The 22,931-nt window shown below is 69.7% G+C and carries 20 protein-coding genes; 8 read left to right on the forward strand and 12 right to left on the reverse strand.

From position 1 onward, the window contains the following. Positions 1-60: 60 nt before the first annotated feature. Positions 61-3,345 (reverse strand): GH92 family glycosyl hydrolase, encoded by a 3,285-nt coding sequence (locus TNCT6_RS06070; RefSeq protein WP_141357343.1) that lies wholly within the window; start codon positions 3,343-3,345, stop codon positions 61-63. A 419-nt stretch (positions 3,346-3,764) separates the two neighbouring features. Here TNCT6_RS06070 and TNCT6_RS06075 point away from each other — a divergent pair, with 419 nt between their 5' ends. After that, positions 3,765-4,316 (forward strand): DUF5753 domain-containing protein, encoded by a 552-nt coding sequence (locus TNCT6_RS06075; RefSeq protein WP_301184422.1) that lies wholly within the window; start codon positions 3,765-3,767, stop codon positions 4,314-4,316. 46 nt (positions 4,317-4,362) lie between these two features. Further along, positions 4,363-4,806, forward strand: coding sequence for a hypothetical protein (locus TNCT6_RS06080; RefSeq protein ID WP_141357345.1), 444 nt, complete (start codon positions 4,363-4,365; stop codon positions 4,804-4,806). Between the two features lie 264 nt (positions 4,807-5,070). Here the strand turns inward: TNCT6_RS06080 and TNCT6_RS06085 are convergent, their stop codons facing one another. Both TNCT6_RS06085 and acnA read right to left on the reverse strand, forming a co-directional pair. Then, the gene (locus TNCT6_RS06085; protein WP_141357347.1) at positions 5,071-5,313 is read right to left on the reverse strand and encodes a DUF397 domain-containing protein; all 243 of its coding nucleotides are present in this window, start codon (positions 5,311-5,313) and stop codon (positions 5,071-5,073) included. A 313-nt stretch (positions 5,314-5,626) separates the two neighbouring features. Continuing rightward, entirely contained in the window at positions 5,627-8,344 is a 2,718-nt protein-coding gene (gene acnA / locus TNCT6_RS06090; protein ID WP_141357349.1) for an aconitate hydratase AcnA, read from the reverse strand. Positions 8,345-8,888: 544 nt separating this feature from the next. Here acnA and TNCT6_RS06095 point away from each other — a divergent pair. Continuing rightward, on the forward strand, positions 8,889-10,418 hold the full coding sequence (locus TNCT6_RS06095; protein ID WP_141357351.1) for a UDP-N-acetylglucosamine 1-carboxyvinyltransferase: 1,530 nt from the start codon (positions 8,889-8,891) through the stop codon (positions 10,416-10,418). 756 nt (positions 10,419-11,174) lie between these two features. On the opposite strand, the gene TNCT6_RS40740 is transcribed toward TNCT6_RS06095, so the two are convergent. The 3 genes from TNCT6_RS40740 to TNCT6_RS06115 form a co-directional block, all read right to left on the reverse strand. Beyond that, entirely contained in the window at positions 11,175-11,444 is a 270-nt protein-coding gene (locus TNCT6_RS40740; protein WP_253266037.1) for a hypothetical protein, read from the reverse strand. Between the two features lie 235 nt (positions 11,445-11,679). Then, the gene (locus TNCT6_RS06110) at positions 11,680-13,200 is read right to left on the reverse strand and encodes an amino acid permease (RefSeq protein WP_141357353.1); all 1,521 of its coding nucleotides are present in this window, start codon (positions 13,198-13,200) and stop codon (positions 11,680-11,682) included. 117 nt (positions 13,201-13,317) lie between these two features. Next, positions 13,318-13,746 (reverse strand): DUF4345 domain-containing protein, encoded by a 429-nt coding sequence (locus tag TNCT6_RS06115; protein ID WP_141357355.1) that lies wholly within the window; start codon positions 13,744-13,746, stop codon positions 13,318-13,320. Between the two features lie 93 nt (positions 13,747-13,839). Between TNCT6_RS06115 and TNCT6_RS06120 the strand changes: the two genes are divergently transcribed. Next, complete coding sequence (locus TNCT6_RS06120) at positions 13,840-14,370, forward strand: TetR/AcrR family transcriptional regulator (RefSeq protein ID WP_253266038.1); 531 nt, start codon at positions 13,840-13,842, stop codon at positions 14,368-14,370. Positions 14,371-14,446: 76 nt separating this feature from the next. On the opposite strand, the gene TNCT6_RS39765 is transcribed toward TNCT6_RS06120, so the two are convergent. Then, positions 14,447-14,587 (reverse strand): hypothetical protein, encoded by a 141-nt coding sequence (locus TNCT6_RS39765; RefSeq protein ID WP_172632739.1) that lies wholly within the window; start codon positions 14,585-14,587, stop codon positions 14,447-14,449. A 157-nt stretch (positions 14,588-14,744) separates the two neighbouring features. Between TNCT6_RS39765 and wrbA the strand changes: the two genes are divergently transcribed. Further along, positions 14,745-15,356 (forward strand): NAD(P)H:quinone oxidoreductase, encoded by a 612-nt coding sequence (wrbA, locus tag TNCT6_RS06125; RefSeq protein WP_141357359.1) that lies wholly within the window; start codon positions 14,745-14,747, stop codon positions 15,354-15,356. On the opposite strand, the gene TNCT6_RS06130 is transcribed toward wrbA, so the two are convergent. The 3 genes from TNCT6_RS06130 to TNCT6_RS06140 all read right to left on the reverse strand — a co-directional run bounded on the left by TNCT6_RS06130 (position 15,334) and on the right by TNCT6_RS06140 (position 19,465). Next, on the reverse strand, positions 15,334-15,822 hold the full coding sequence (locus TNCT6_RS06130; RefSeq protein ID WP_141357361.1) for a hypothetical protein: 489 nt from the start codon (positions 15,820-15,822) through the stop codon (positions 15,334-15,336). The two genes, wrbA and TNCT6_RS06130, sit on opposite strands and share 23 nt — an antisense overlap. Positions 15,823-16,116: 294 nt before the next feature. Then, complete coding sequence (locus TNCT6_RS06135; RefSeq protein ID WP_141357363.1) at positions 16,117-17,745, reverse strand: NAD(P)/FAD-dependent oxidoreductase; 1,629 nt, start codon at positions 17,743-17,745, stop codon at positions 16,117-16,119. A gap of 265 nt (positions 17,746-18,010) precedes the next feature. After that, a complete protein-coding gene (locus TNCT6_RS06140; RefSeq protein WP_141357365.1) occupies positions 18,011-19,465 on the reverse strand; it encodes an APC family permease in 1,455 nt (484 codons plus the stop codon). A 319-nt stretch (positions 19,466-19,784) separates the two neighbouring features. Between TNCT6_RS06140 and TNCT6_RS06145 the strand changes: the two genes are divergently transcribed. Beyond that, positions 19,785-21,221, forward strand: coding sequence for an aldehyde dehydrogenase (locus TNCT6_RS06145; protein WP_141357367.1), 1,437 nt, complete (start codon positions 19,785-19,787; stop codon positions 21,219-21,221). 128 nt (positions 21,222-21,349) lie between these two features. After that, positions 21,350-21,883 (forward strand): Lrp/AsnC family transcriptional regulator, encoded by a 534-nt coding sequence (locus tag TNCT6_RS06150; RefSeq protein WP_141357369.1) that lies wholly within the window; start codon positions 21,350-21,352, stop codon positions 21,881-21,883. A gap of 64 nt (positions 21,884-21,947) precedes the next feature. On the opposite strand, the gene TNCT6_RS06155 is transcribed toward TNCT6_RS06150, so the two are convergent. After that, the gene (locus TNCT6_RS06155) at positions 21,948-22,373 is read right to left on the reverse strand and encodes a DUF6299 family protein (RefSeq protein WP_141357371.1); all 426 of its coding nucleotides are present in this window, start codon (positions 22,371-22,373) and stop codon (positions 21,948-21,950) included. On the opposite strand from TNCT6_RS06155, the gene TNCT6_RS41645 reads away from it, so the two are divergent. After that, positions 22,372-22,497 (forward strand): hypothetical protein, encoded by a 126-nt coding sequence (locus TNCT6_RS41645; RefSeq protein ID WP_301184385.1) that lies wholly within the window; start codon positions 22,372-22,374, stop codon positions 22,495-22,497. The two genes, TNCT6_RS06155 and TNCT6_RS41645, sit on opposite strands and share 2 nt — an antisense overlap. Here the strand turns inward: TNCT6_RS41645 and TNCT6_RS06160 are convergent, their stop codons facing one another. After that, complete coding sequence (locus tag TNCT6_RS06160) at positions 22,498-22,902, reverse strand: RidA family protein (RefSeq protein WP_141357373.1); 405 nt, start codon at positions 22,900-22,902, stop codon at positions 22,498-22,500. It lies immediately after the preceding gene. Positions 22,903-22,931: the final 29 nt, after the last annotated feature.

Genomic DNA, 22,931 nt, shown 5'->3' on the forward strand with positions numbered 1-22,931 from the left:
CCCGGCATGAGGAAGGGGCGGGCCCGCGGGCCCGCCCCTTCGTGCCGTCCCGCGGGCCGGTCAGCCCGTGGCGACGGTGAAGACGTGCAGGTCGGCGTTGCCGGGCAGGCGCACTGCGCTGATCCGCTTGCCCGCCGGGGCCTCGTATGGCTCGGTGGCGAAGACGTAGGTGGTCACCGTGTCCTTGCCGGCGCCCGCGACGTTGCGGTACGCGGTCCGGGCCACCACCGTGTTGCCGTACTGGACGGTGCCGCCGCCTCCACCAACGGTCCAGTCGGTGAAGGAGAGGTCGACGGTGCCCGTGGTGCCGTCGGTGTAGGTGACGGTGGCCCTGGTCTGCTGGTTGCCGTTGACCGCGCTGCCGACGAAGGACAACCGGGCCGCCGGCGTGGACAGTTCGATGCTCTGGCCGGCCGCCGAGGCGTTGTCCGGGCGCCCGCTCGGCGAGTTCGGCCAGGTGAAGGTGAGGCCGTTCACCGTGCCCTGCCCGCCCGGGGTGAGGCCGGCCGCCGCGAGGGCCTGGCGGGAGTAGCTCCAGCCGCCCCCGTCGTAGTCGGCCTCGTCGTGGTCGCCGTCGTCGTCCGAGACGCCGGTGTTGTCGTAGGCGGCCAGCAGGCTGCCCGGGGCCGCCACCGTCAGGGACACCGGCTGCTCGTAGGACTGGCTGCCGGAGGTGACCGTGACCTTCGCGTCGTAGGAGCCCTGTTCGGCGTCCGGGGCGGCGGTGAGCGTGATCTGCCGGGCGCCGTCGGTCACCGTGCCCTCGGCGGGGGTCGCCGTGATGCCGGACGGGGTGCGGACGCTGAAGCGCACCTCGGGGCCCTGGCCGCCGTTCAGTGACAGGGCGCGGACGCCGAGCGTCGTGCTGCCGCCGGGCGCGAGCGTCGCCGCGGTCGGGCCCACACCGATCTGGTACGGCTGCTCGCCCTGGCGGAAGGAGGGCGGGGCGGCGGACGGGGCGCTGCCCCAGGTGCGGTCCGGGGTGGCCGAGAGGGTGTAGTCGAGCCGGCCGCCGTCACGGACGAAGCCCGCCGGCAGCCAGGGGCGGTCGCTCGCCCGGCCGTTCACCTTCAGGGACCGGACGTACGGGGATCCGGCCGCCGCTCCCGTGGCGCGCACGGAGATGTCGTTCCCGTGCGGGCGGCGGATCTCGATGCGCTCGAACAGCGGGGAGGACAGGACGAGTTCGGCGCGGGAGGGCACCTGCGGATACATGCCGAGCGCGGAGAAGACGTACCAGGCGGACATCGCGCCGAGGTCGTCGTTGCCGGGAATGCCGCCCGGCTGCGTCGTCCACAGCTGCCGCATGGCCGCGCGGACGGTCTCCTGCGTCTTGCAGGGCGCGCCCGCGTAGGCGTACAGGTAGGGGACGTTGATCGAGGGCTCGTTGTCGAGTTCGGACTTGGCGCCACCGCTGCCGCTGAACGCCCAGCCGCCGTCGGCGTCGTGGAAGAAGTCGTCCAGGCGGGCCAGCGCCGCGTCCCGGCCGCCCATCGCCGCGAACAGGCCTGCCGGGTTGTGCTGGACCATCCAGGTGTACTGGGCCGCCGTGCCCTCGACGAATCCGTTGCCGGTGTCCGGGGTGAAGCCGGTCACCCAACTGCCGTCGGCCTTACGGTTGGCGATGTAGCCGCCGGAGGGGTCGGCCGCGACGTTGAAGTTGTTCTGCCACCACTGGGCGCGCTCGGCGAAGGTGGCGGCGGTCTTCTTCTGCCCCGCCGCTTCGGCGAGTTGAGCCAGCGCGAAGTCGGCCGTGGACATCTCCAGCGTTTCGGCGGCGCCGCCCCAGGCGTTGGAGACGGACGGCATGTAGTGCAGCTTCAGGTACTTGTCCAGGGAGGGCCGCTGGCCGGCCGACAGGACCGGTTTGCCCGCCGGGGACAGGTCCCGCTCGGTCGGCACCGTCGCCGCCTTCACCAGGGAGGCGAGGGCACCCTTCAGGTCGAAGCCGGTGCCGCCGAAGGCGTGGATGCCGGCGAGGGCGGTCGGCGACGGGTCGCCGTTCATGACGTGGGTGCCGCTCGCGCCGTGCAGCCACCGGTCCCAGACACCGTCGTTCTGACGGGCCAGCTCGTACAGGGACTGGGCCACGTCCGAACCGGTGGCCGGGCTGAGCAGGGTCAGCAGCTGCACCTGGTCGCGGTAGACGTCCCAGCCGGAGAAGGTGCCGTACTGGGCCTGGTGGCCGCGGCCCACGGTGTGCACCTTGTCGTCGGCGCCGCGGTATCTGCGGTCGGCGTCGCTGACGACGTTCGGGTGGAGCAGGGCGTGGTAGAGCGCGGTGTAGAAGGTGGTGCGCTCCTCCTCGGTGCCGCCGCCGACGCGGATCGCGCCCAGCCGGTCGTTCCAGGCGCGGCGGGCCGCGTCCTTGACCGAGCCGAAGGAGCGCTGGGGCGGGTTCTCCGCAGCCAGGTTGGCCTCGGCGCCGGCCTGACTGACGTAGGAGATGGCGACCTTGACACCGACCGGGCCGGTGCCGGGCGCGAACTCGACGTAGCCGCCGGCGCCCTTGCCCGCCACGGGCCTGCCGCCGTTCGCGAAGCCGCCCGTGCCGCCGTTCGCCGAGGTCGCGCCCTGGTTCAGCTTGTCGTCCTGCCAGGTGCCCGTCGCCTTGAAGGGGCGGTCGAAGCGGGCGGTGAAGTACAGGGTGTAGTAGGCGCGCCGGCCCTCCGGGTCGAGGTAGCCGCAGAAGTTCCCGGAGGTGGCGGAGCCGGAGACGGTCCGCTTCGCCGGGTCGATGGTGAGCGACGAATCGGTCGAGCCCACCTCGGAGTTGGCGGTACGGACGAGGAGGGAGGCGGGCTTGTCCGCGGGGCAGGTGAAACGCGCCGAACCGGTGCGGGCCGTGGCCGTGAGGTCGGCGGTGACTCCGGAGGCGAGGCCCACCGAGTAGTGGCCGGGCTCGGCGGTCTCGTCGGAGTGGCTGAAGCCGGAGGCGTAGACGGCGTCCTTGGTGTCGCTCGCGGGTGAGGAGGTGACCTTCCCTGCGTACGGGAAGAACGGGATGTCGCCGCTGCCGCCCGCGCAGCCCGTGCCGGACATATGGGTGAGGCTGAAGCCGCGGATGCGGGTCGCGTCGTACTGGTAGCCGCCGGGCGCGGCCGTCCTCGTGGCGTCGCCGCGGGTGTTCTCCGGGCTGAAGGAGAGCATGCCGAACGGAACGACGGCACCCGGGAAGACATTGCCCGCGTTCCTGGTGCCGATCAGCGGATCGACGTACGCGGTGGCGTCCTCGACGAGGGTGGGTCCGGATCTCGGGGGTGCGGCGGGCGCCGCGAGGGCGGGACTGGCGCCGCCGGTCGCGAGCACCGCGGCCAGCAGCAGGGACATGGGACGGAAACGCATGACGCGGCCCCTCCTCCTTCGGACGGGTCGCGCACCACAGGTCGCACAAGCCTCAGGGACAGTAGCGTGCGCCGGTGGTATCACGGAAGACCGCGTACGGGTACGCAGGCGCGCGCCGCACTCACGCGGGCGGACTCCTGGGCACGGGCATTGACATCGTTGTCGGCACAGGCAGTACAGTCATGTACAGACCAATTACGACAACGTTGTCGCACCGCGGTGTCGCACAAGCCGGCAGCACCGGGGGCGAGGTGGGAGCCCCCGGGGACGGCGGGTTCCGGTCCGCCGTCATGGGAGCGCTCCCACCTCGCGTGCGAGAAAACTAGCGCGGACGGCAGCGGCTGTAAACGGCCGCTGCCGGGTGACGCGGCGACCGGCGAACGGCCGACGGCGTCGTCACACCGCAGTTCGCCCAGTATCTGGGGTACGAGAGTGCGGCCACCTCCCTGCACACCTACCACCCCATTGTCGTCCCCGGGCATCTGCAGACCCGCGAGTACGCGGAGGCACTCCTCGCCCCGCGCGGTCTGAGCCCCGAACGGGTCGGCAGGATCGTGGACCTGAGGATGGAACGGCAGCGCAGGATGCTCGACGGGTCCAGGCGCCCCGGCGTCACCTTCGTACTGGACGAGGCCGCGGTACGGAGGCGGATCGGCGGCGCCCGAGTGCTCGGTGAGCAGTTGGGCCAACTGCTCGACTTCGGCGCACGGGACGACGTCGCCGTCCGCGTGCTGCCGTTCGAGGCGGGTGCGCACTACAGCACGCTCGGCAGCTTCGTACTGCTGGGCTTTCCGGACGACGACGATCTGCTGTACCTGGAGCACGCCGCCGGCAGCATGACCGGCGGCGAGGACCTGGAACTGCTGGCTCGTTACCAGGAGTGCTTCCAAGAGATCACGGCTCTGGCGCTCGGCGACACCGAGTCCCTCGACCTGATCGATCGCATCAAGGAAGACCTCGGGACCCGATAAACAGCACGCGGCCCACGGCTTTCGTGGAGCCAGGGGGAGGACCGACGTGGTCTTCAGGTCGACATGGCAGGACCTGCAACAGCGGTTCCGGACCTATGTACTCGGGGACGAGGCGTCCGAGCCAACCGATATAGCGCTCAAGGCGCAGGCCATCCAGGACGAGAGGCAGACGCAGAACCTCATCGCGATAGAGAAGGCGCGTGGCGCCACGCAACTCCACTTTCTGGTCGCACTCGGGCTGATCGCGCTGCTGGCACTCGTGATCGTGCTGGCAGCGGCCCTTTGGGTCGTCCATCTGGCCAAGGGGCTGAAGCTGTCGTCGTCCGGGATACGCGTCGATCTGCTGACGTTCCTGGGGACTTCCGCCCTCAGTGGACTGACCTGGGGAACGATCCGGCTGTGCAAGCGGCGCGGGAACCGCGAGGCTACTCCGGCGAGCCCGTCCGAGGACCATTCCGAAGGCGATCAGAACCAGGTGGGGACGCCGTGAGACCACGGCCGGCTCGCCACGCTCCCGCGGCGACCGCCACGGCAACGGCGACGACCACCCAGACCACCCGCTTGACCAGCACGCCCTCCACCATCAGTGAGGCGACGGCCGCGGCCAGGGTCGCCGCCGCGCCGGCGCCGACGGTGAAGATGACCGCCCCGACCGCTGCGGGCCGCCGCCCCGTCGTCTTCCCGGAACGCTCCACTGCCGATGCCCCGGCACCCATAAGGCCCCCTACCTCCCGGCGTTGGCTTGACAACCGCGTCACGAGTCGCCCAACTCCCCTCGCGTCAACGCGTGCAGGAATTCCTTCCAGGCGGGGGCGGCGAAGCGCACGGGCGCGAGACAAGGCACTTTGGAGTCTCGCGCGAGCACACCACGGCTCGCCACGGCAATCTCCAGGCACTCGTTCTCATTGCCACACATGCTGCTCCTGCGCCACAAGGGTCCCCCCTCATGCACCACCTCAGCCCCCATCCCCCGATGTACCTGATGGCGCCCAGCCATGCTAGTGGACGGCTGTGCACCAGCGCAGGCAAGTACCCCCAAACGCCAGGGCCAGGCAACACACACGGCATCCAAAGGATTACTCACAGCTATCGAGACTCCAGCGTAGAGGGAGGCCGCCCTCTGCCACCAGACCAGAACCGGTCGATATGCCCTACGTCCCCGCGACCCTCAGCCGCACCCAAACCGGCCCACCGCGATCGTCGCGTCGTGTGCGCGCGGACCGAGGACGGCATGTGCGAGCAGGCCGAAAAACGGCGAGGGGCCGCACCCCCCTTGCCGGGGATGCGGCCCAACTGCCCTACTGAATCGGTTACTTGCCGATCAGGTTGCGCAGCACGTACTGCATGATGCCGCCGTTGCGGTAGTAGTCCGCCTCACCGGGGGTGTCGATGCGGACGACCGCGTCGAACTCGACACCGCTGTCGGTGGTGACCTTCATCGTGCTCGGCGTGCGGCCGTCGTTGAGCTCGGTGACACCGGTGATGGAGAAGGTCTCCTCGCCGGTCAGGCCGAGGGACTCTGCCGAACGGCCCTCCGGGAACTGGAGCGGCAGGACGCCCATGCCGATGAGGTTCGAGCGGTGGATGCGCTCGTAGGACTCGGCGATGACGGCCTTGACGCCGAGCAGCGCGGTGCCCTTCGCGGCCCAGTCGCGGGACGAGCCGGAGCCGTACTCCTTGCCGGCCAGGACGACCAGCGGGATGCCCTGCTCGATGTAGTTGCGCGAGGCGTCGTAGATGAACGAGACCGGTCCGTCGCCCTGCGTGAAGTCGCGGGTGTAGCCGCCCTCCGTGCCCGGCGCGATCTGGTTGCGCAGGCGGATGTTGGCGAACGTGCCCCGGATCATGACCTCGTGGTTGCCGCGGCGGGAGCCGTAGCTGTTGAAGTCGCGGCGCTCGACGCCGTGCTCGGTGAGGTACTGGCCCGCCGGGGTGTCGGCCTTGATGGCACCGGCCGGGGAGATGTGGTCGGTGGTGACCGAGTCGCCCAGCTTGGCGAGCACCCGGGCGCCGGCGATGTCCTCGACCGGGGCCGGCTCCATGCCCATGCCCTCGAAGTACGGGGGCTTGCGGACGTAGGTGGACTCGGTGTCCCACTCGAAGGTGTTGCCGGTCGGGATCGGCAGGGACTGCCACTGGGCGTCGCCGGCGAACACGTCGGAGTAGGACTTGGAGAACATGTCCTCGCCGATGGCGTTGGCCACGACGTCGTTGACCTCGGTCTCGCTCGGCCAGATGTCCTTCAGGTGGACCGGGTTGCCGTCCTGGTCGACACCGAGGGCGTCCCGGGTGATGTCCACCTTCATGGAGCCGGCGATGGCGTAGGCGACGACCAGCGGCGGGGACGCCAGGTAGTTCATCTTGACGTCGGGGTTGATCCGGCCCTCGAAGTTGCGGTTGCCGGAGAGGACCGAGGTGACCGCGAGGTCGTGCTCGTTGACGGCCTTGGAGACCTCCTCCGGCAGCGGGCCGGAGTTGCCGATGCAGGTGGTGCAGCCGTAGCCGACGAGGTTGAAGCCCAGCTTGTCCAGGTACGGGGTCAGGCCGGCCTTGTCGTAGTAGTCCATGACGACCTTGGAGCCCGGCGCCAGCGTGGTCTTGACCCACGGCTTGCGGGTCAGGCCCTTCTCCACCGCCTTCTTGGCCACCAGCGCGGCGGCGACCATGACGTACGGGTTGGAGGTGTTGGTGCAGGAGGTGATGGCCGCGACGGTGACCGCGCCGTGGTCCAGCTCGTAGGTGGTGCCGTCGGGGGCGGTGACCTGGACCGGGTTGGTCGGGGTGCCGTTGGGGTGGACGGCCGGGGCGTCGGAGGCCGGGAAGGACTCCACGCCCGCCTCGTCGACGCTGTCGACGTAGTTGCGGACGTCCTGCTTGAACTGCTCGGCGGCGTTGGCCAGGACGATGCGGTCCTGCGGACGCTTGGGGCCGGCGATGGAGGGCACGACGGTGGACAGGTCCAGCTCGAGCTTCTCGGAGTAGTCCGGCTCGGCGTTCGGGTCCAGCCAGAGGCCCTGCTGCTTGGCGTACGCCTCGACGAGCGCGAGCTGCTGCTCGGGGCGGCCGGTCAGGCGCATGTAGTTGATGGTCTCGTCGTCGATCGGGAAGATCGCGGCGGTGGAGCCGAACTCCGGCGACATGTTGCCGATGGTGGCACGGTTGGCCAGGCTCGTCGCGGCCACGCCCTCGCCGTAGAACTCGACGAACTTGCCGACCACGCCGTGCTTGCGCAGCATCTCGGTGATGGTCAGCACCAGGTCGGTGGCGGTGGTGCCGGCGGGCAGCTCGCCGGTGAGCTTGAAGCCGACGACCCGCGGGATGAGCATGGAGACCGGCTGGCCGAGCATGGCGGCCTCGGCCTCGATGCCGCCGACGCCCCAGCCGAGAACGCCGAGGCCGTTGACCATGGTGGTGTGCGAGTCGGTGCCGACGAGGGTGTCGGGGTAGGCCTTGCCGTCGCGGACCATCACGACACGGGCCAGGTGCTCGATGTTCACCTGGTGGACGATGCCGGTGCCGGGCGGGACGACCTTGAACTCGTCGAAGGCGGTCTGACCCCAGCGCAGGAACTGGTAGCGCTCCTTGTTGCGGCCGTACTCGAGCTCGACGTTCTGCTTGAAGGCGTCGTTGGTGCCGAACTTGTCGGCGATGACGGAGTGGTCGATGACCAGCTCGGCCGGGGCCAGCGGGTTGATCTTCGCCGGGTCGCCGCCGAGCTCCTTGACCGCCTCGCGCATGGTGGCGAGGTCCACGACACAGGGCACGCCGGTGAAGTCCTGCATGATCACGCGGGCCGGCGTGAACTGGATCTCCTGCGACGGCTTGGCCTGGGAGTCCCAGCTGCCGAGGGCACGGATGTGGTCGGCGGTGATGTTCGCGCCGTCCTCGGTGCGGAGCAGGTTCTCCAGCAGCACCTTCAGGCTGTAAGGCAGTCGGGCCGAGCCCTCGACCTTGTCAAGCCGGAAGATCTCGTACGACTCGTCGCCCACGTGCAGCGTGCTGCGGGCGTCGAAGCTGTTCGCCGACACGACAGTCTCCTTCATTCATGTGCGCCTACCACCACGATCCTGCCGCCACGGCATCTCGACCGATCCAGTAAGGTAAGGCTAAGTTAGGTGAGCCTTACCGAGTGGCGACTGTGGTGCACCCCGGCAGATATCTCGATGTCGAGATAACTCTAGTACATGGGGGCCGAATGGTCATGCGCGGACCGGGCCCGGACTGGCCGACGGACGCCCGGACCGGATCCGGACTGGCCGACGGACGCCCGATCCCCGAGAGTGAGTACGCCACCCGGCGATAGAAATCGACACCCGGACGCGCAAAAGGGACCGGCGCGCCCTCCGCGACCGAGGCGGCGGTGCGGCGCGAGACACCTGCCCCACACGCCGCGGCAACCGCCGCACACCGCCACGGAACATCGATGAATACACCCGGAAACAGCCGGAATGCCCGGAACGCCCAGACCTTGCGGGCGGCATCGAACCCTTTGGCCCAGGGCTCACTGACGACTCATCACCCGAACGGACCCCCCAAGAGGCGCCATCTCATATCTGAGATAACCTCAACCCCATGGCAGACGACTACCTCGTACGCATCGGCAAGCTCATCCGTGACGCTCGGCAGCACCGGGGCTGGACGCAGGCACAGCTGGCCGAGGCGCTCGGCACCAGCCAGAGCGCCGTCAATCGCGTCGAGCGCGGCAATCAGAACATCAGCCTTGAGATGATCGCCCGCATCGGTGAAGCCCTGGACAGCGAGATCGTCTCGCTGGGCTACGCGGGGCCCATGCACCTGCGAGTGGTGGGCGGCCGCCGGCTCTCCGGCGCGATCGACGTGAAGACGAGCAAGAACGCGTGTGTGGCGCTGCTGTGTGCCTCGCTGCTCAACAAGGGACGCACGGTGCTGCGCCGGGTGGCCAGGATCGAGGAGGTGTACCGCCTGCTGGAGGTGCTGAACTCCATCGGCGTGCGCACCCGCTGGATCAACGACGGCACCGACCTGGAGATCGTGCCGCCGGCCGCCCTCGATCTGGACGCCATCGACGCCGAAGCCGCCCGCCGTACGCGGTCCATCATCATGTTCCTCGGGCCGCTGCTGCACTGGATGGACCACTTCAAGCTGCCCTACGCGGGCGGTTGCGACCTCGGCACGCGGACCATCGAGCCGCACATGATCGCGCTGCGCCGGTTCGGTCTCGACATCACCGCCACCGAGGGCCAGTACCACGCGGTGGTGGACCACGCCGTCCGCCCGGACCGCCCGATCGTGCTGACCGAGCGCGGCGACACCGTGACCGAGAACGCGCTGCTGGCCGCGGCCCGCCACAACGGCGTGACCGTCATCCGCAACGCCTCCTCCAACTACATGGTCCAGGACCTGTGCTTCTTCCTGGAGGTGCTCGGCGTCAGGGTGGAGGGCATCGGCACCACCACGCTCACCGTGCACGGCGTGCCGAACATCGACGTCGACGTCGACTACTCCCCCTCCGAGGACCCGGTGGAGGCGATGAGCCTGGTGGCCGCCGCCGTCGTCACCGAGTCCGAGCTGACGGTGCGCCGGGTGCCGATCGAGTTCCTGGAGATCGAGCTGGCGGTCCTGGAGGAGATGGGTCTCGACCACGACCGCACCCCCGAGTACTTCGCCGACAACGGCCGCACCCGGCTGGTGGACCTCACCGTCCGGCCCTCCAAGCTGGAGGCGCCCATCGACAAGATCCACCCGATGCCGTTCCCGGGCCTGAACATCGACAACGTCCCGTTCTTCGCGGCGATCGCTGCCTCCGCGCAGGGCAAGACGCTGATCCACGACTGGGTCTACGACAACCGCGCGATCTACCTGACCGACCTCAACCGCCTCGGCGGCCGCCTGCAACTCCTCGACCCCCACCGGGTCCTGGTCGAGGGCCCCACCCGCTGGCGCGCCGCCGAGATGATGTGCCCGCCGGCCCTGCGCCCCGCCGTGGTCGTCCTCCTGGCCATGATGGCCGCGGAGGGCACGTCGGTACTGCGCAACGTGTACGTCATCAACCGCGGCTACGAGGACCTGGCCGAGCGGCTGAACTCCATTGGGGCGCAGATCGAGACCTTCCGGGACATCTGAGCGACGCATGCCGCCGGCCCCCTTCCGACCTGCGTTGGTGCGGGTCTGGAAGGGGGCCGGCGGCGTCCCTGGGACTTCTCTGGGACTTCGGGCCGAGAGCGAGTTACTCCCGGGTGGCCGGCGGCTGCGCACGGACCGCGTCGATGCCGGCGCTGCCACGCGCACCCGCGCGAGGCGGGAAGTGAGCGCTCCACCGGGCTCACGGCCGTCTCCTGGCTCACACCCGTCGATGTCGGCCGGCGCAAGCTGTGAACCTGGTCCGGCCTCAGCCTCACTGCTCAGCAGTATCGGTCTTCCGCTTCGGCGAAACCGGCGCTGTACCCATGGCTGTAGCCACGGGTGTAGTCGCTGTTGCCGGAGCTGTAACCCCGATTTCCCCTGTGCATGCGGCAGTCGTCCCGGGCGTCCTTGTATCCGTCCCGGAATCCGTCGCGGAAGCCCCGTCGGTAGTCACGCTGATTCTCGACCGAGCTGGCGTGGGTCTGGCTCGACGTTGCCGCCGCTGCCACCGCCGGCTGCAGGCCCAGCGGTGCGAGGGCGAGGATGAGGGCCGAGCCCGCAACGGCAGATCACTTGCAGAGCCTTGCGTTCATGACCGTACCCCTTTGCAACATAGGTCACATCGGCCACTTCCACCGTAGTAGCCCATATGGGTCGCGCAACTTGCTGACATCGGCGCCAGATGCACATGCGCTCCACGGCGTGTGGGCCGACCGCCGCGTATGCGGTCCTCCAACGGCTGGTCGGCATCGCACGTCACCCGTGATCGACCTGATGAGGATGAGAACGGACCTCGGCCGACATGCCCAGGTCCAGGGCCATTCCCCTGCGCACGCCGCCGCGCGTCCGGATCGGCGGCCTTCGCCGCCGGATGCGCCGCCCCGGCTCGACGATCCGCCGGAACTCCAAGGCGTCCCGCAGTTCTTCGCGCGAGAACGACAGCGACCCCTCCCCGGGCTTCAGCGGCCGGTGGACGACGACGGTGCCACCGCCGCGACCCCGGTGCGTCTCGACGAAACCCGCCATCCGCAAATGCGGCGATCGCCTCCCGGAGAGTCGCCCGGGACACTCCCGGGCGCTCGGCCAGGATCCGCTCGGTCGGCAGCGCCGAACCTCACGGATGCCCGCCCAGCCTGATCGCGGTCGCCAACCGCTCCACGCACGACTCGAAAGCGTGGTGGGAACGCACCGGCCGGAGCAGGCTCTCTCTCCCGGATCGGAGTCCATCGCAGGCCCGAGGGGGGCCGCGGGCGTCACGACGTCACAGCTCCTCCAGGTTGTCACGGCTGGTCATGAAGTGCTTACGGCCGCCCGCGTACCACGACACCAGCGCGAACAGACCGACCACGGCCACCGCGATCGGCGCGTAGTTGAAGCTGTCGACGTTGACCGGCCGGGTCGGCGGCAGCACGAACAGCACGCAGATGACCACGACCCACACGATCGCGACCCAGCCGACCAGGCTGCTCCACTTGCCCAGGTGCCACGGTCCCGGAACGAACTCGTTGCCGCGCAGACGACGCAGCAGCACCGGCGTGACATAGGCGATGTAAAGGCCGATCACCGCGATCGAGGTCACCGCCAGGTATGCCGTGGTGTTGAACAGGGCCGGCAGCGTCAGGAGCGCCGAGAGCGCCACGCAGAACCAGATCGAGTTCGTGGGCGTCCCGGTGCGCGGGTTGACCTTCGCCCAGATTCTCGACCCCGGAAGGGCGTTGTCGCGCGAGAACGCGTAGCTCATCCGGGAGTTGGCGGTCACCGAGGCCATCCCGCAGAAGAACTGCGCGGCGCAGACGATGAACAGCAGGAACTTCGCCGTGGCCGGACTGTTCAGCGAGTCCAGGAAGACCTGCGCCGGTGGCAGCCCGGTACTCGACGCGGCCAGCTTGTCCAGTCCCGCGGAACTCTTGTCCTGGATCGACGCGGTGATGGAGAAGAGCAGGATGAAACCGCCGATGACCGAGATCACCACGCTCATCACGATCCCGCGCGGCGCGCTGCGGGCCGCTCCCCTGGTCTCCTCCGCCACATGGGCCGAGGCGTCGTACCCGGTGTAGGTGTACTGCGCCATCAGCAGGCCCATGAGGAAGACGTAGATTCCGGAGGTCCAGCCGGTGGCGTTGTGCCAGCCCGTCAGCGTCCACCCGGCGGACTGGTGGTGCTCGGGCAGCGCCCACAGCACGCCGACGATGACCAGGACGCCCACCACGTGCCACCAGGCGGAGACGTTCGACAGGAACGCGACGAGCTTCACGCCGAACGTGTTGAGAAGCGCGTGCACAAGAATGATCGCGAGGAACAGCAGGAAAGTACCGCCGGCGGTTACCTCGATGCCCCAGACGAGGTTCATGAACGCCATCCAGGTCGTGGCGCACCCGAAGTCGATCGCAGCGGTCACCGCGACCTCGCCCATGAAGTTGAACCAACCCACGAACCAGGCCCAGGCACGCTTGTTGTTCCTGGCGAGCTCACCGGCCCAGAAGTAGAGACCCCCCGCGGTGGGGTAGCGCGAGCACACCTCGGCCATGGCCAGCGCCACACACGTCACGAAGACACCGACCACCGCCCAGCCGAGCACGATGGTCGACGGACCACCCGACTTCAGCGCGATCCCGTACGACGTGATGCAGCCCGCCAGGATCGAAATGATCGAGAACGACACGGCAAAATTCGAGAACGCGGACATACCGCGATGAAGTTCCTGCTTGTAGCCCATCTCTGCGAGACGGGCAGCATCCTCGTCCAGCTCTATCTCTGGCTGGACTTCCTCTTGCGCAGCCATCCGCGACTCCTCATCGACGAGGGACGACGGCGAACAAAGTGGCGTACGACACACCGATTGTCAATGGCCTGATCTCAAACCTTTCCAGGTCGCAACACACGGCCCGTCGGAGTCCGCTCAGTCGGTGCGCATTCGCCGCCCGGCGGGCACGGTCTCCGCGCTGTCGCGCAGAGCTCGCTCCTCCGCGTCCGCCAGCCAGAAGAAGACGGGCGGCAGGCCGAGTTCGATCACCGTCAGCGGGATCTGGAACCATTGCGGCCGGCCGTGAAGGGCGAGCGAGAGCAGCCGCCCAGCGCCACCCAGCAGCAAGACGCCGGCCAGCCATCGCACCGCCCGAGCCGGGACGGGCCGCTGCCGAGCGGCCCAGAGCCAGGCCAGCCCGTAGCCGACGAAGCTCGCCCCCATGAACCGGCCCCAGCTGTCGACCGTCGTCCCGGCGGAACCCGCGCCGGGGATCGCCGCGTTGCCGAGTGCCACATGAACTGCGCCGATCAGCACGCAGGCCCAGCCCATCAACTGCGTGAGTGCCCGCAGAGTCCTTGCCATGCCTCCTCCCAACCCGCCCCCGCCGACCGCCACGCCCAACTCCTCTCCGTCGGAGCGCGGCTCTTCGCCCAACGCCCGTACGACGACGTGCTGATGGACGAGGTCGCCAAAGAGGCCGGCGTCTCCCGAGCCCTGCTCTACCGCCACTTCCCCAGCAAGCACGCCCTCTTCGCGGCCGTCTACCAACAGGCGGCGGACCAACTGCTCGCCGAAACCCGGCTCGACCCCGCCGACTCCCTGGTGGAGCAGCTCGTCCAGGGCATGGACGTCCACCTCGACTACTTCGTGGCCAACCGCAACGCCGTCCTCGCCGCAAACCGGGTTCTCGCGGGCGACCCGGTGATTCAGTCGATCACGACGTACGAACTGGACGCACTCCGTACGCGGTTGCTGGCCGTACTCCCGCTCGCACACGACAGCACCCGCGAGGCAGTGTCCGCCGTCCTCAAAAGCTGGCTGGTCTTTGTCCAGGTCCTCTGCGTCGACTGGCTCACCCACGAGACCTGCACCCGCACCCAGCTCCGCGACAGCTGCGTCGGCGCGCTCCTCGGCGCTCTCCAGCCACTGCTCGTCGACGACCCCACCCACGAGTGGCCGCCGCAGCGGCCCGAAGCCCACGCCTAGTTCACGGCCACCGACCGGGCCGCGATGCCGACGAGCAACGGTGGAAGCTCAGCCGGACGGGGCGTCCGGGCCTGTGTCAGCGTGCTGTCCAAGGGCGGAGTTTGTCGGGGTTGAGTACGGCCCAGATGCGCATGATCCGCAGCTGGTGCCGCTCGCTCATGATCGCGTCCAGGCCCGGATCGGGCCGGCCGGGTCCGGGCCCGGCTGGGTTGGTCATGGTGTCCTCGACTCCCTCTCGGTCGTTCCGCCCCTACCCGGTCCGACGAGACGCCCCGTCGAACTGTGAGGCCGGCCCGTCGCCTCACATCGCGCGGGGTCGTGTCGTCGTAACCGGTGAAGCCAACAGCGTGCCGGCGGACGAGGAAAGGAATCCCATGGCGGACCCCGTGAACGTCGCGATCATCTACTACAGCGCCACAAGTACCGTGCACACCCTGGCGCGAGCCGCCGCCGAAGGCGCCGAAAAGGGCGGCGCACGCGTGCGACTGCGCAAGGTGGCCGAGACGGCGTCACCGGAGCAGATCAGCGCCAGGCCGGAGTGGGCCCAACACCTCCAGGACACCGCCGACGTCGCCGAGGCCGGCCACGACGATCTGGAGTGGGCCGACGCGGTGCTGTTCGGTACCCCCACCCGCTTCGGCAACCCGGCCAGTCAGCTGCGGGCGTTCATCGACAGCACCGGTCCCCTGTGGTTCCGGGGCAGGCTCGCGGACAAGGTGTACTCGGCCTTCACCGCTTCCAACACCGCCCACGGCGGACAGGAATCCACCCTCCTGGCGCTGGGCAACACGTTCTACCACTGGGGCGGCGTCATCGTGCCTCCCGGCTACACCGATCCCGTCCAGTTCCAGTCGGGCAATCCCTACGGCACCTCCCACGCGGCCGGCGACGGCCCGCCCGGTGAGGTCGCCTTGCGGGCGGCCCGCCACCAGGCCCGCCGCGTCGTCGAGACCACGGCCGCGCTCAAGGCCGGCCGGGCCGCCTGATCCGTGCGGAACGCCGGACCTGCCGGGGGTGCGCGTGGACGGCCGCTCGCTCAGGACTGCTCCGTGCCCAGCACGGGCAGTTGGCGACGTTCGCCTTCATCAACACCGTGGGCAAGGGACCGTTGAGGATCTGGTCGCGGGGCAGGGTCAGGCCGAATCGCCGCCCGATGACCTTCAGGCAGGTGCGGTGGACCGCCTCGGGGTCCTCCGACTGTTCCCCGGGGTCGTCGAGGGACAGTCCCGCGGCGGTGAGGTCCCCTTCCAGGGCCGCGCAGAGGTCCGGGTCGCCGCCGGAGACTCCGTCGAAGCCCCACCAGGAGTCCAGGTGCAGGTGGAAGAAGCAGAGGGTGCGGCCGTCGTGCTGGTGGGCGAAGTCGGGTGGGACGGGTTTGCCGTCCTCCTCCTCGTACGAGAGGTGGAAGACGTGGGCGTCGCGTCGTGACAGGTGAGTTCGCCGATGAACCACGGTTCCTGCTTGTCCCTGCCGAATCCGAGCCGGGTCGCGGCGACCCGCCTGGCCAGTTCCTCTCCCGCGAGGTCCCGGGCGATGACGACGCTGTGGCCGGTCCAGTCGATGGCGTTCGGCTCGGCCGGCCAGGTGATTCCGTCAGACATGCCGATCACCCCACCAGGTCCGTATCGGGATCGCTGTGGTGGAGGCCACAGCTCTGGTGGGGACGGGCGGTGGCCCCGGAGGCCCGGAGTCCGCCGACTCCGGCACGATCACTCCTCCGGGGCCACACCGTGGTCCATGCCGGTGTCAGGGCGCGATCTCCTTCGACACCCGCTCGCCGGAGGCGATCGCGCCGTCGAGGAAGCCGTAGTCGTCCAGGGACGTGTGCTCACCGGCGAAGTGCACGTTGCCCTCGGCGCCGGGCTGGGCACCCCACAGGGTCGTGTACTGGCCGACCCGGGGGCAGCTGTAGGCACCCTTGGACCAGGGGTTGAGGTACCAGACGTCGCGGTACGCCTTGCCGTTGTACGCGGCCGTGACACCGGGGAAGACCGGCTCCATCTGGGACAGGAAGGTGCTGACCTGCGCCGCCGGGGCGGTGTCGAAGGCGGCTCCCGTCCAGCCGGTGGTCACGGCGGAGCCGGCCGGGAACTGGCACAGGATGCCCTGGGGCAGCGCCTGGCCCACCGTGTCGTCCCAGGTGGTCTGGAGGGTGTCGGGGTTGGTGTACGCGACCCCGCCGTACTTCTGCGCCACCCACGGCCGGCTGGTGAACTGCACGTGGAGCTTGGCGTTGGCGCCCAGGTCCAGTTGCTGGATCGCCTTCGTCTTCAGCGCGGAGAACCCGGACTTGGTGAGGTCGCAGTCGCGCAGTGTCGTGAAGGGCAGCGCCAGGACCACCTTGTCCGCGACCACGTCGGAGACGGCAAGGCCGTCGCTGAACGTGCAGGTGACCGTCCCGTCGGCGTTGGAGCGGAGCGCGGTGAGCTTCTTGCCGTACTGCACCGTGCCGGAAGGCAGTTGGCCGATCATCCCGGAGACGAGTTGGTCGTTGCCGCCGACGATCGAGTACTTCTCGTCGTCGCCTGCGAGCGGGGCGAGGGAGCCCGGTGTGTTCCAGCCCAGCAGGTAGATCAGGTTGAGCGCGGGCTGCATGCTGGGGTCGAGGCCGTACTCGGAGAGCACATTGGACTGCATCAGCTTGGCGAACCGGCTGCTGAGGCCGCCGGGGACGTTGGCGGCCAGCCATTCGTCGACCGTCATCAGGTCCAGTTGGCGGCCGCGCGCGGTGTAGTTGCCGTAGGTCTGCGGGTAGGGCGCGGCGGCCAGTTCGGCGGCGAACTTCGGCTGCACCGCCTTCCAGTCGGTGTTGGCCTCCTTGGTGCTGTAGAGCGCCCCGTCGATCCAGTACTTGTCCCCGTTCGGTGGCGTGTTGCCGCCGTTGACGTTGCGCAGGGTCAGGCCGAGCGAGGCCGCCAGGTTACGGGCGGCGGTGTGGTCGGTGTTGATGAAGGCGCCGCCGTGCTCGACGACATGGCCCGCGTCGAAGAAGCCGCGCAGACTCCAGCACCGGCCGCCGGCTCGGGTGTTGCCCTCGTAGACCGTGGCGGCGATGCCCTTCCTGCGGTAGAGGTCGTGGGCGGCCCGCAGCCCGGCCAGGCCGGCGCCGACGACGACCACTCTGGGTGCGGTGGCGGCGTTGGCCGCCGGAGCCTGGAGCAGCGAGCGGACGCCGAGCCCGCCGGCCGCGGCGACCGCCAGGCCACCAGCGGCACCGCGCAGGAACTGCCTGCGGCTCGCCCCCTCGACAGCGGCGGCGGCCCGCCTGCCCTGGATCTCTTCCACCGGCACGCCGGTGCGTGCCGCTTCGTCGTGTGCCGAGAACATCGCGCGCATGTGGGCGCTGAGACGGGTACGACCCTGGAAACGTGCCATGCCGAAGTCCTTACTGCTGCGAAGGGGAGGGATGCTCGGTGGCTGCGGCGCACGAACCCGCCGGCCTGAGGACGCATGGGGGGTTGGGAAGTGCCTGACGCCGTGCGTGCGGCACGGCTCGGGACGGGATGCGGCGGAAAGTCAGGGGCGCGAACGGCGGTACGGAGACGCCTCCCCGGGGTGGGAGGCCCAGGCGGGAAGCCGGATGGGAGGTGCCCTTGGGAGTCGGACTCCGGGATGCCGGACGGTCACGGCACCGAGCCGTTCAGAGGCGGGGGACTTCCTTGGAATCCTCGTGGGACGCGGACGCGGCGGCGTGGGCCGCGGGCTCGTCGGTGGGCGCCGGGGCGTCGCGGTCCTGGACGCGGCGGCGGTACTCCCACAGCAGGACCGCCGCGGCCAGTACGCCGACGGCGATGGCCAGTTCCCTGAAACCGCCGTACCCGGTGATGGAGAAGCCGGTGGCGCCGACGACCAGGATGACGGCCAGCAGCGCGGTGAGGAACCAGGCCAGCGGCACGAAGAAGTCGGGGAGCCGGATCGGGCGTGCCAGGTCGGGGCGGTCCCGGCGCAGCAGCGCGAAACCGGAGATCGCCAGCATATGGGTCAGGATGTAGCCCAGGTTGCCGGTGACAATGATCGCCAGCGGCGTCTTGAGCACCACCAGCACGATCACGTTGATCGCCAGCGCGACGGTGAGCGCGCGAGCCGGTACACCGCGCCGGTTGAGCACACCGACCTGACGGATCGTGACGCCCTGCCGGCCCATGTCGTACAGCACCCGCGAGCCGTCGGCCAGCCCAGTGATCATGATGAGCAGCAGCGAGGCGATGAGGAACACGATCATCAGGTCGGCAGCCCCGCCGACCAGGTCGTGGAAAGCGCCGACGTAGAACGAGGTGGGGTCCTCACCGATCTCCTTCTCGCCGACGTAGCCGGAGAGCGCCAGCGGCAGCAGGATGAAGACGCCGAGGCAGAACAGCACTCCCGCACGCAGCGCACGGGAGGTGTCCCGCACGGTCTCCTTGTACTCGGGGGCGAAGGTCGCGCACACCTCCACGCCGAAGGAGGTCCAGGCCATGATGTACAACCACACCAGGGCCTCGCGGAGCCCGCTCATGCCGTGAAGGTTCCAGTGCAGGCCGGCCGTGCTCCAGTCGCCGGAGAGGAACGGTCCCACGATGAAGACCGCGAGCGGGATCAGCAGGATCCCGCCGGTCACGTAGACCACCCACATCGCCGCGTGCAGGCCGTACATCGCCGCCGCGTACAGCAGCCCCATGACGACGAGTCCCACCACGATCGGCAGGCTCAGCTCCGCCACGCCCAGGTCGAGTGTCCAGGTCTGGCCGGGGAACCACTGCGCCTGCACCAGGGAGCCGATGATCCCCGCGTACACCGCCAGGGCGGTGGTCCAGGGCAGCCAGTAGCCGATGCCGGCCAGGGCTCCTACGACGGGGGCGCGGCTGCGCCAGCCCTCGGTGGCGTAGTGCGCGATTCCGCCGGAGGAGTCGGGGAACATCGCGGCCATCTCGGTGTAGATCCAGTTGGTGGCGGTGGCCAGCACCATGGACACCGCCCACAGGGCGATCGCGCCCCAGGCGCCGAGCCCCCCGATCGAGGCTCCCAGGGATGCGATGAGCGCGGCCGGCATGGTCAGCGACATGGCGAACCCGTCGTACCATCGCATCTTTTTGGCGAGGGCAGGTTGCTCGGACATGGGTCTCCTTCGGACGGAGAGCGGTTGCAGAGCCGGAAGGGGAGAGCCGGGAGAGAGGAGCCGGTAGGGGAGAGCCGGGACGGCGAGGCGGGGAGAGAAGTGCGGGGAGGCGCGCCCCGGGCGGAGAGCCGGGGTCCATGAGCCCCGCACCGTAGAGCCACCGATTTCGCAGTGTCAATGGCTTGAGCCTGCTGATTCAGCAATCAACTGGCCTTTGAATTGCGGGTTCCGACCTATTGACAGCCTTTCGTTGCCGACCCGATGGTGTGGGCATCACTCCCCCTCTGCGCTCTCCCCGTTACGACCAGAAGGGCTCTTCATGTCTGCCGTGCACCCGTTCTTCATCAACGGCGACTACGCCGACAGCACCGGTACCGAGACCTACGACGTCATCAGCCCGGTCACCGGCGAGCGCATCGGTACCATCCCGCTCCCCTCCGCCACCGACCTGGACGCCGCTGTGAAGGCGGCGAACGAGGCACAGCAGGCCTGGGCGAAGGTCAACGTCTGGAAGCGGGCGGAGATCTGTCACCGCGTCGGCGACGCGCTGTCCGCCCGGGTGCAGGAACTGGCCCGCCTGCAGACGCTGGAGCAGGGCAAGCCGCTCGCCGAGTCGGTCGCCGACGTCGAGGAGGCGGCGCAGCTGTTCCATCTGCACGCCGAGGACGCGGTGCGGCTGCACGGTGAGACCATGCCGTCGACGGACCGCACCAAGCGGATGTGGACCTTCTACCGGCCGGTCGGCACCTGGGGCATCATCACGCCCTGGAACTTCCCGCTGCTGATGCTCGCCGAGTTCGTCGCCCCCGGCCTGGCCACCGGCAACGCGCACGTCGTCAAACCGCCGGCGAACACCCCGCTGACCGTGCTGAAGGCCATGGAGGCGATGGTCGAGGCGGGGGTCCCGGCGGGCCTGGTGAACGTCCTGCCCGGCGAGGGTGCGGCCGGGGACATGCTGGTGCGCCACCCCGGTGTCGACGCCATCGGTTTCATCGGCTCCTCGGCGACCGGCGCGAAGGTCGCGGCCGCCGCCGGGCTCAAGCGCTCCCTCATGGAGTGCTCGGGCAACGGCCCGCTGGTGGTGCTCGCCGACGCCGATCTGGACGCGGCGGCCCGCGCCGCGGTGTACGGCGCGTACCTGTGCTCCGGGCAGGTGTGCTGTGCCACGGAGCGGGTGGTCGTACACGCCGACGCGCACGACGGCTTCGTAGAGGCCGTGCTCCGCGCCGCCGAGAACGTCGTGCTCGGCGACCCGTTCGACGCGGCGACGAACCTCGGGCCGCTCAACAATGAGGGTGTCGCGGCCAAGATGGACCGGCACATGGCCGACGCCAGGGAGCGCGGTGCGCGGATTCTGCTCGGCGGGCAGCGCCGCACCGGTCAACCGACCGATCTTTACTACGAGTTCACCGTGGTGGACGGGGTGCCCGAGGACAGCCTGCTGTCCCGCGAGGAATCCTTCGGGCCGGTCGTGCCGATCATCACCGGCGGCAGCGACGACGAGTTGCTGAGGATCGCCAACGACGACGAACTCGGCCTCCAAGGCGCGGTGTTCACGCAGAGCATGGCCTCGGCGTACCGGTTCGTCGAGGAGTTGGCCGTCGGTCAGGTCGTCGTCAACGACAGCACCTGCTTCTGGGACGTCAACATGCCGTTCGGCGGTGCGGGCAACCGCGGCACCGGCTGGGGCCGGATCGGCGGCAAACACACGCTGCTCGACATGTCCGACCTGCGTACGGGCGTCATGAGCCTCTGATCGGGCTGGTGACCCGCCGCTCCACGGGGCTCCGTACGCTGGACCGCCCGGACCCGGTGGCCGTCCCCGTGCCGAGGGACCGCCATCGGCCCGGTCCACACCTTGGTCGCGACCTCCGGAGCAGCCGTATGTCCACCCCGAGCCCGCTCGACGACATCGATCGGCGCATCATCGCCATCCTGCAGACCGACGGACGTCGCGCCTACAGTCTGATCGCCTCGGACGTGGGCATCCCGGCCTCCTCCGTGCGCTATCGGGTACAGCGGCTGAAGGACGCCGGGATCCTGCAGGTGGTCGGCATCGCCAACCCGCTGACCATCGGGTTCGACCGGCTGGCGATGATCGGCATCCGGGTACGGCCCGGTACCGCCCCGTCGGTCTGCCGGGCGCTGCGGGAGCTTCCCGAGACCGCGTACGTCATCATGACCGCGGGCGGATTCGACATCATGGCCGAGGTGATCTGCCGGGACACGGCTCACTTCACCGACCTGATGACGCGGCGCCTCCATCTGATCGACGGGATCGTCGCCACGGAATCCTTCTTCGTGCTGGAGGTGCACAAGCTGGCGTACGGGTGGGGCGTCGGCGAGGTGGAGACCTCCGTCCTCGACGCCCCGGGTCCTCCCGACGACGCCGGCATCGACCAGCGGGCCGACCGCTGACCGCCCCGTCGCCGCACGCCCGGCTGGCCGGCACCGCTGGGGTGCCGGGCAGCCGGGCGGGGGCTCAGTGCGCGACGAGCATCACGTTCCGGTGGTGCGAGGCGTGGAAGTGCGGCAGCGGCAGGCCGCTGTGCTGTCGCAGTTCCACGAGGACGGCCTCGACGCGGGCCGGGCCGGGCCTGAGCCGCTTCGGCGTCACGGTGCCGGAGGCCCGCCAGCGGTGGTGGGCGCCGTCGCACACGGCGCGGGTGCCGCCGATTCCGTAGCGGGTGGCCGAGGGTCCCCGGCCGATGGCGGCACCGATGAAGACCGGGCCGTTGACGCCGAAGCAGCGGTAGGTGCCGGAGACGGTGACGGTGCCGTCCACCGACAGGCGGGCCGTCCGGTCGATGGTCACCTTGTCGCCCGGAGCGGCGGTGGCGGGCGCGCTCAGCACGAGCACGGTGGCCGCCGCCGCGCCCAGGGCGCCGAGTACGGGACGCAGGGGCATGGGGAAGAACCTCCGGGGTGACTGGAACAGGAGCTTCCACTCGTACCCGGCGCCCTCGGCGGTGGCCGTGACCCTCACTCTCCGGCGGCGCGTGCCCGTCGACCACTTGGCCGACACCGCCTGATCAGCCGTCGCCCAGCACCGCGAAGCCGTCGAGTTCGACCAGGGCACGCTCGTCCCACAGCCGTACGATCCCGACCACCGCCATCGCGGGATAGTCGCGGCCGGCCAACCGGCGCCATACGCGGCCGAGTTCGGCGGCGTGCACGCGGTAGGCCGCGACATCCGTGGTGTACACGGTGACCCGAGCCAGGTCCGACGCGGTGCCGCCCGCCGCCGCGAGCGCGGTCAGCAGGTTGGTCAGCGCCCGCTCGAACTGCTCGGGCAGGGTCTCGCCGACCACCTTTCCGTCGGCGTCGAGTGCCGTCTGGCCCGCCAGGAACACCAGCCGTGAGCCGGTGGCGACCACCGCGTGCGAGAAGCCGGTGGGCGGGGACAGAGCGGGGGGGTTGACGCGGTCGGCGGTCACAGGGCCTCCCCGGGCGTACGCGGCTCGAC

The organism is Streptomyces sp. 6-11-2 (genome assembly GCF_006540305.1).
Taxonomy (GTDB): domain Bacteria; phylum Actinomycetota; class Actinomycetes; order Streptomycetales; family Streptomycetaceae; genus Streptomyces.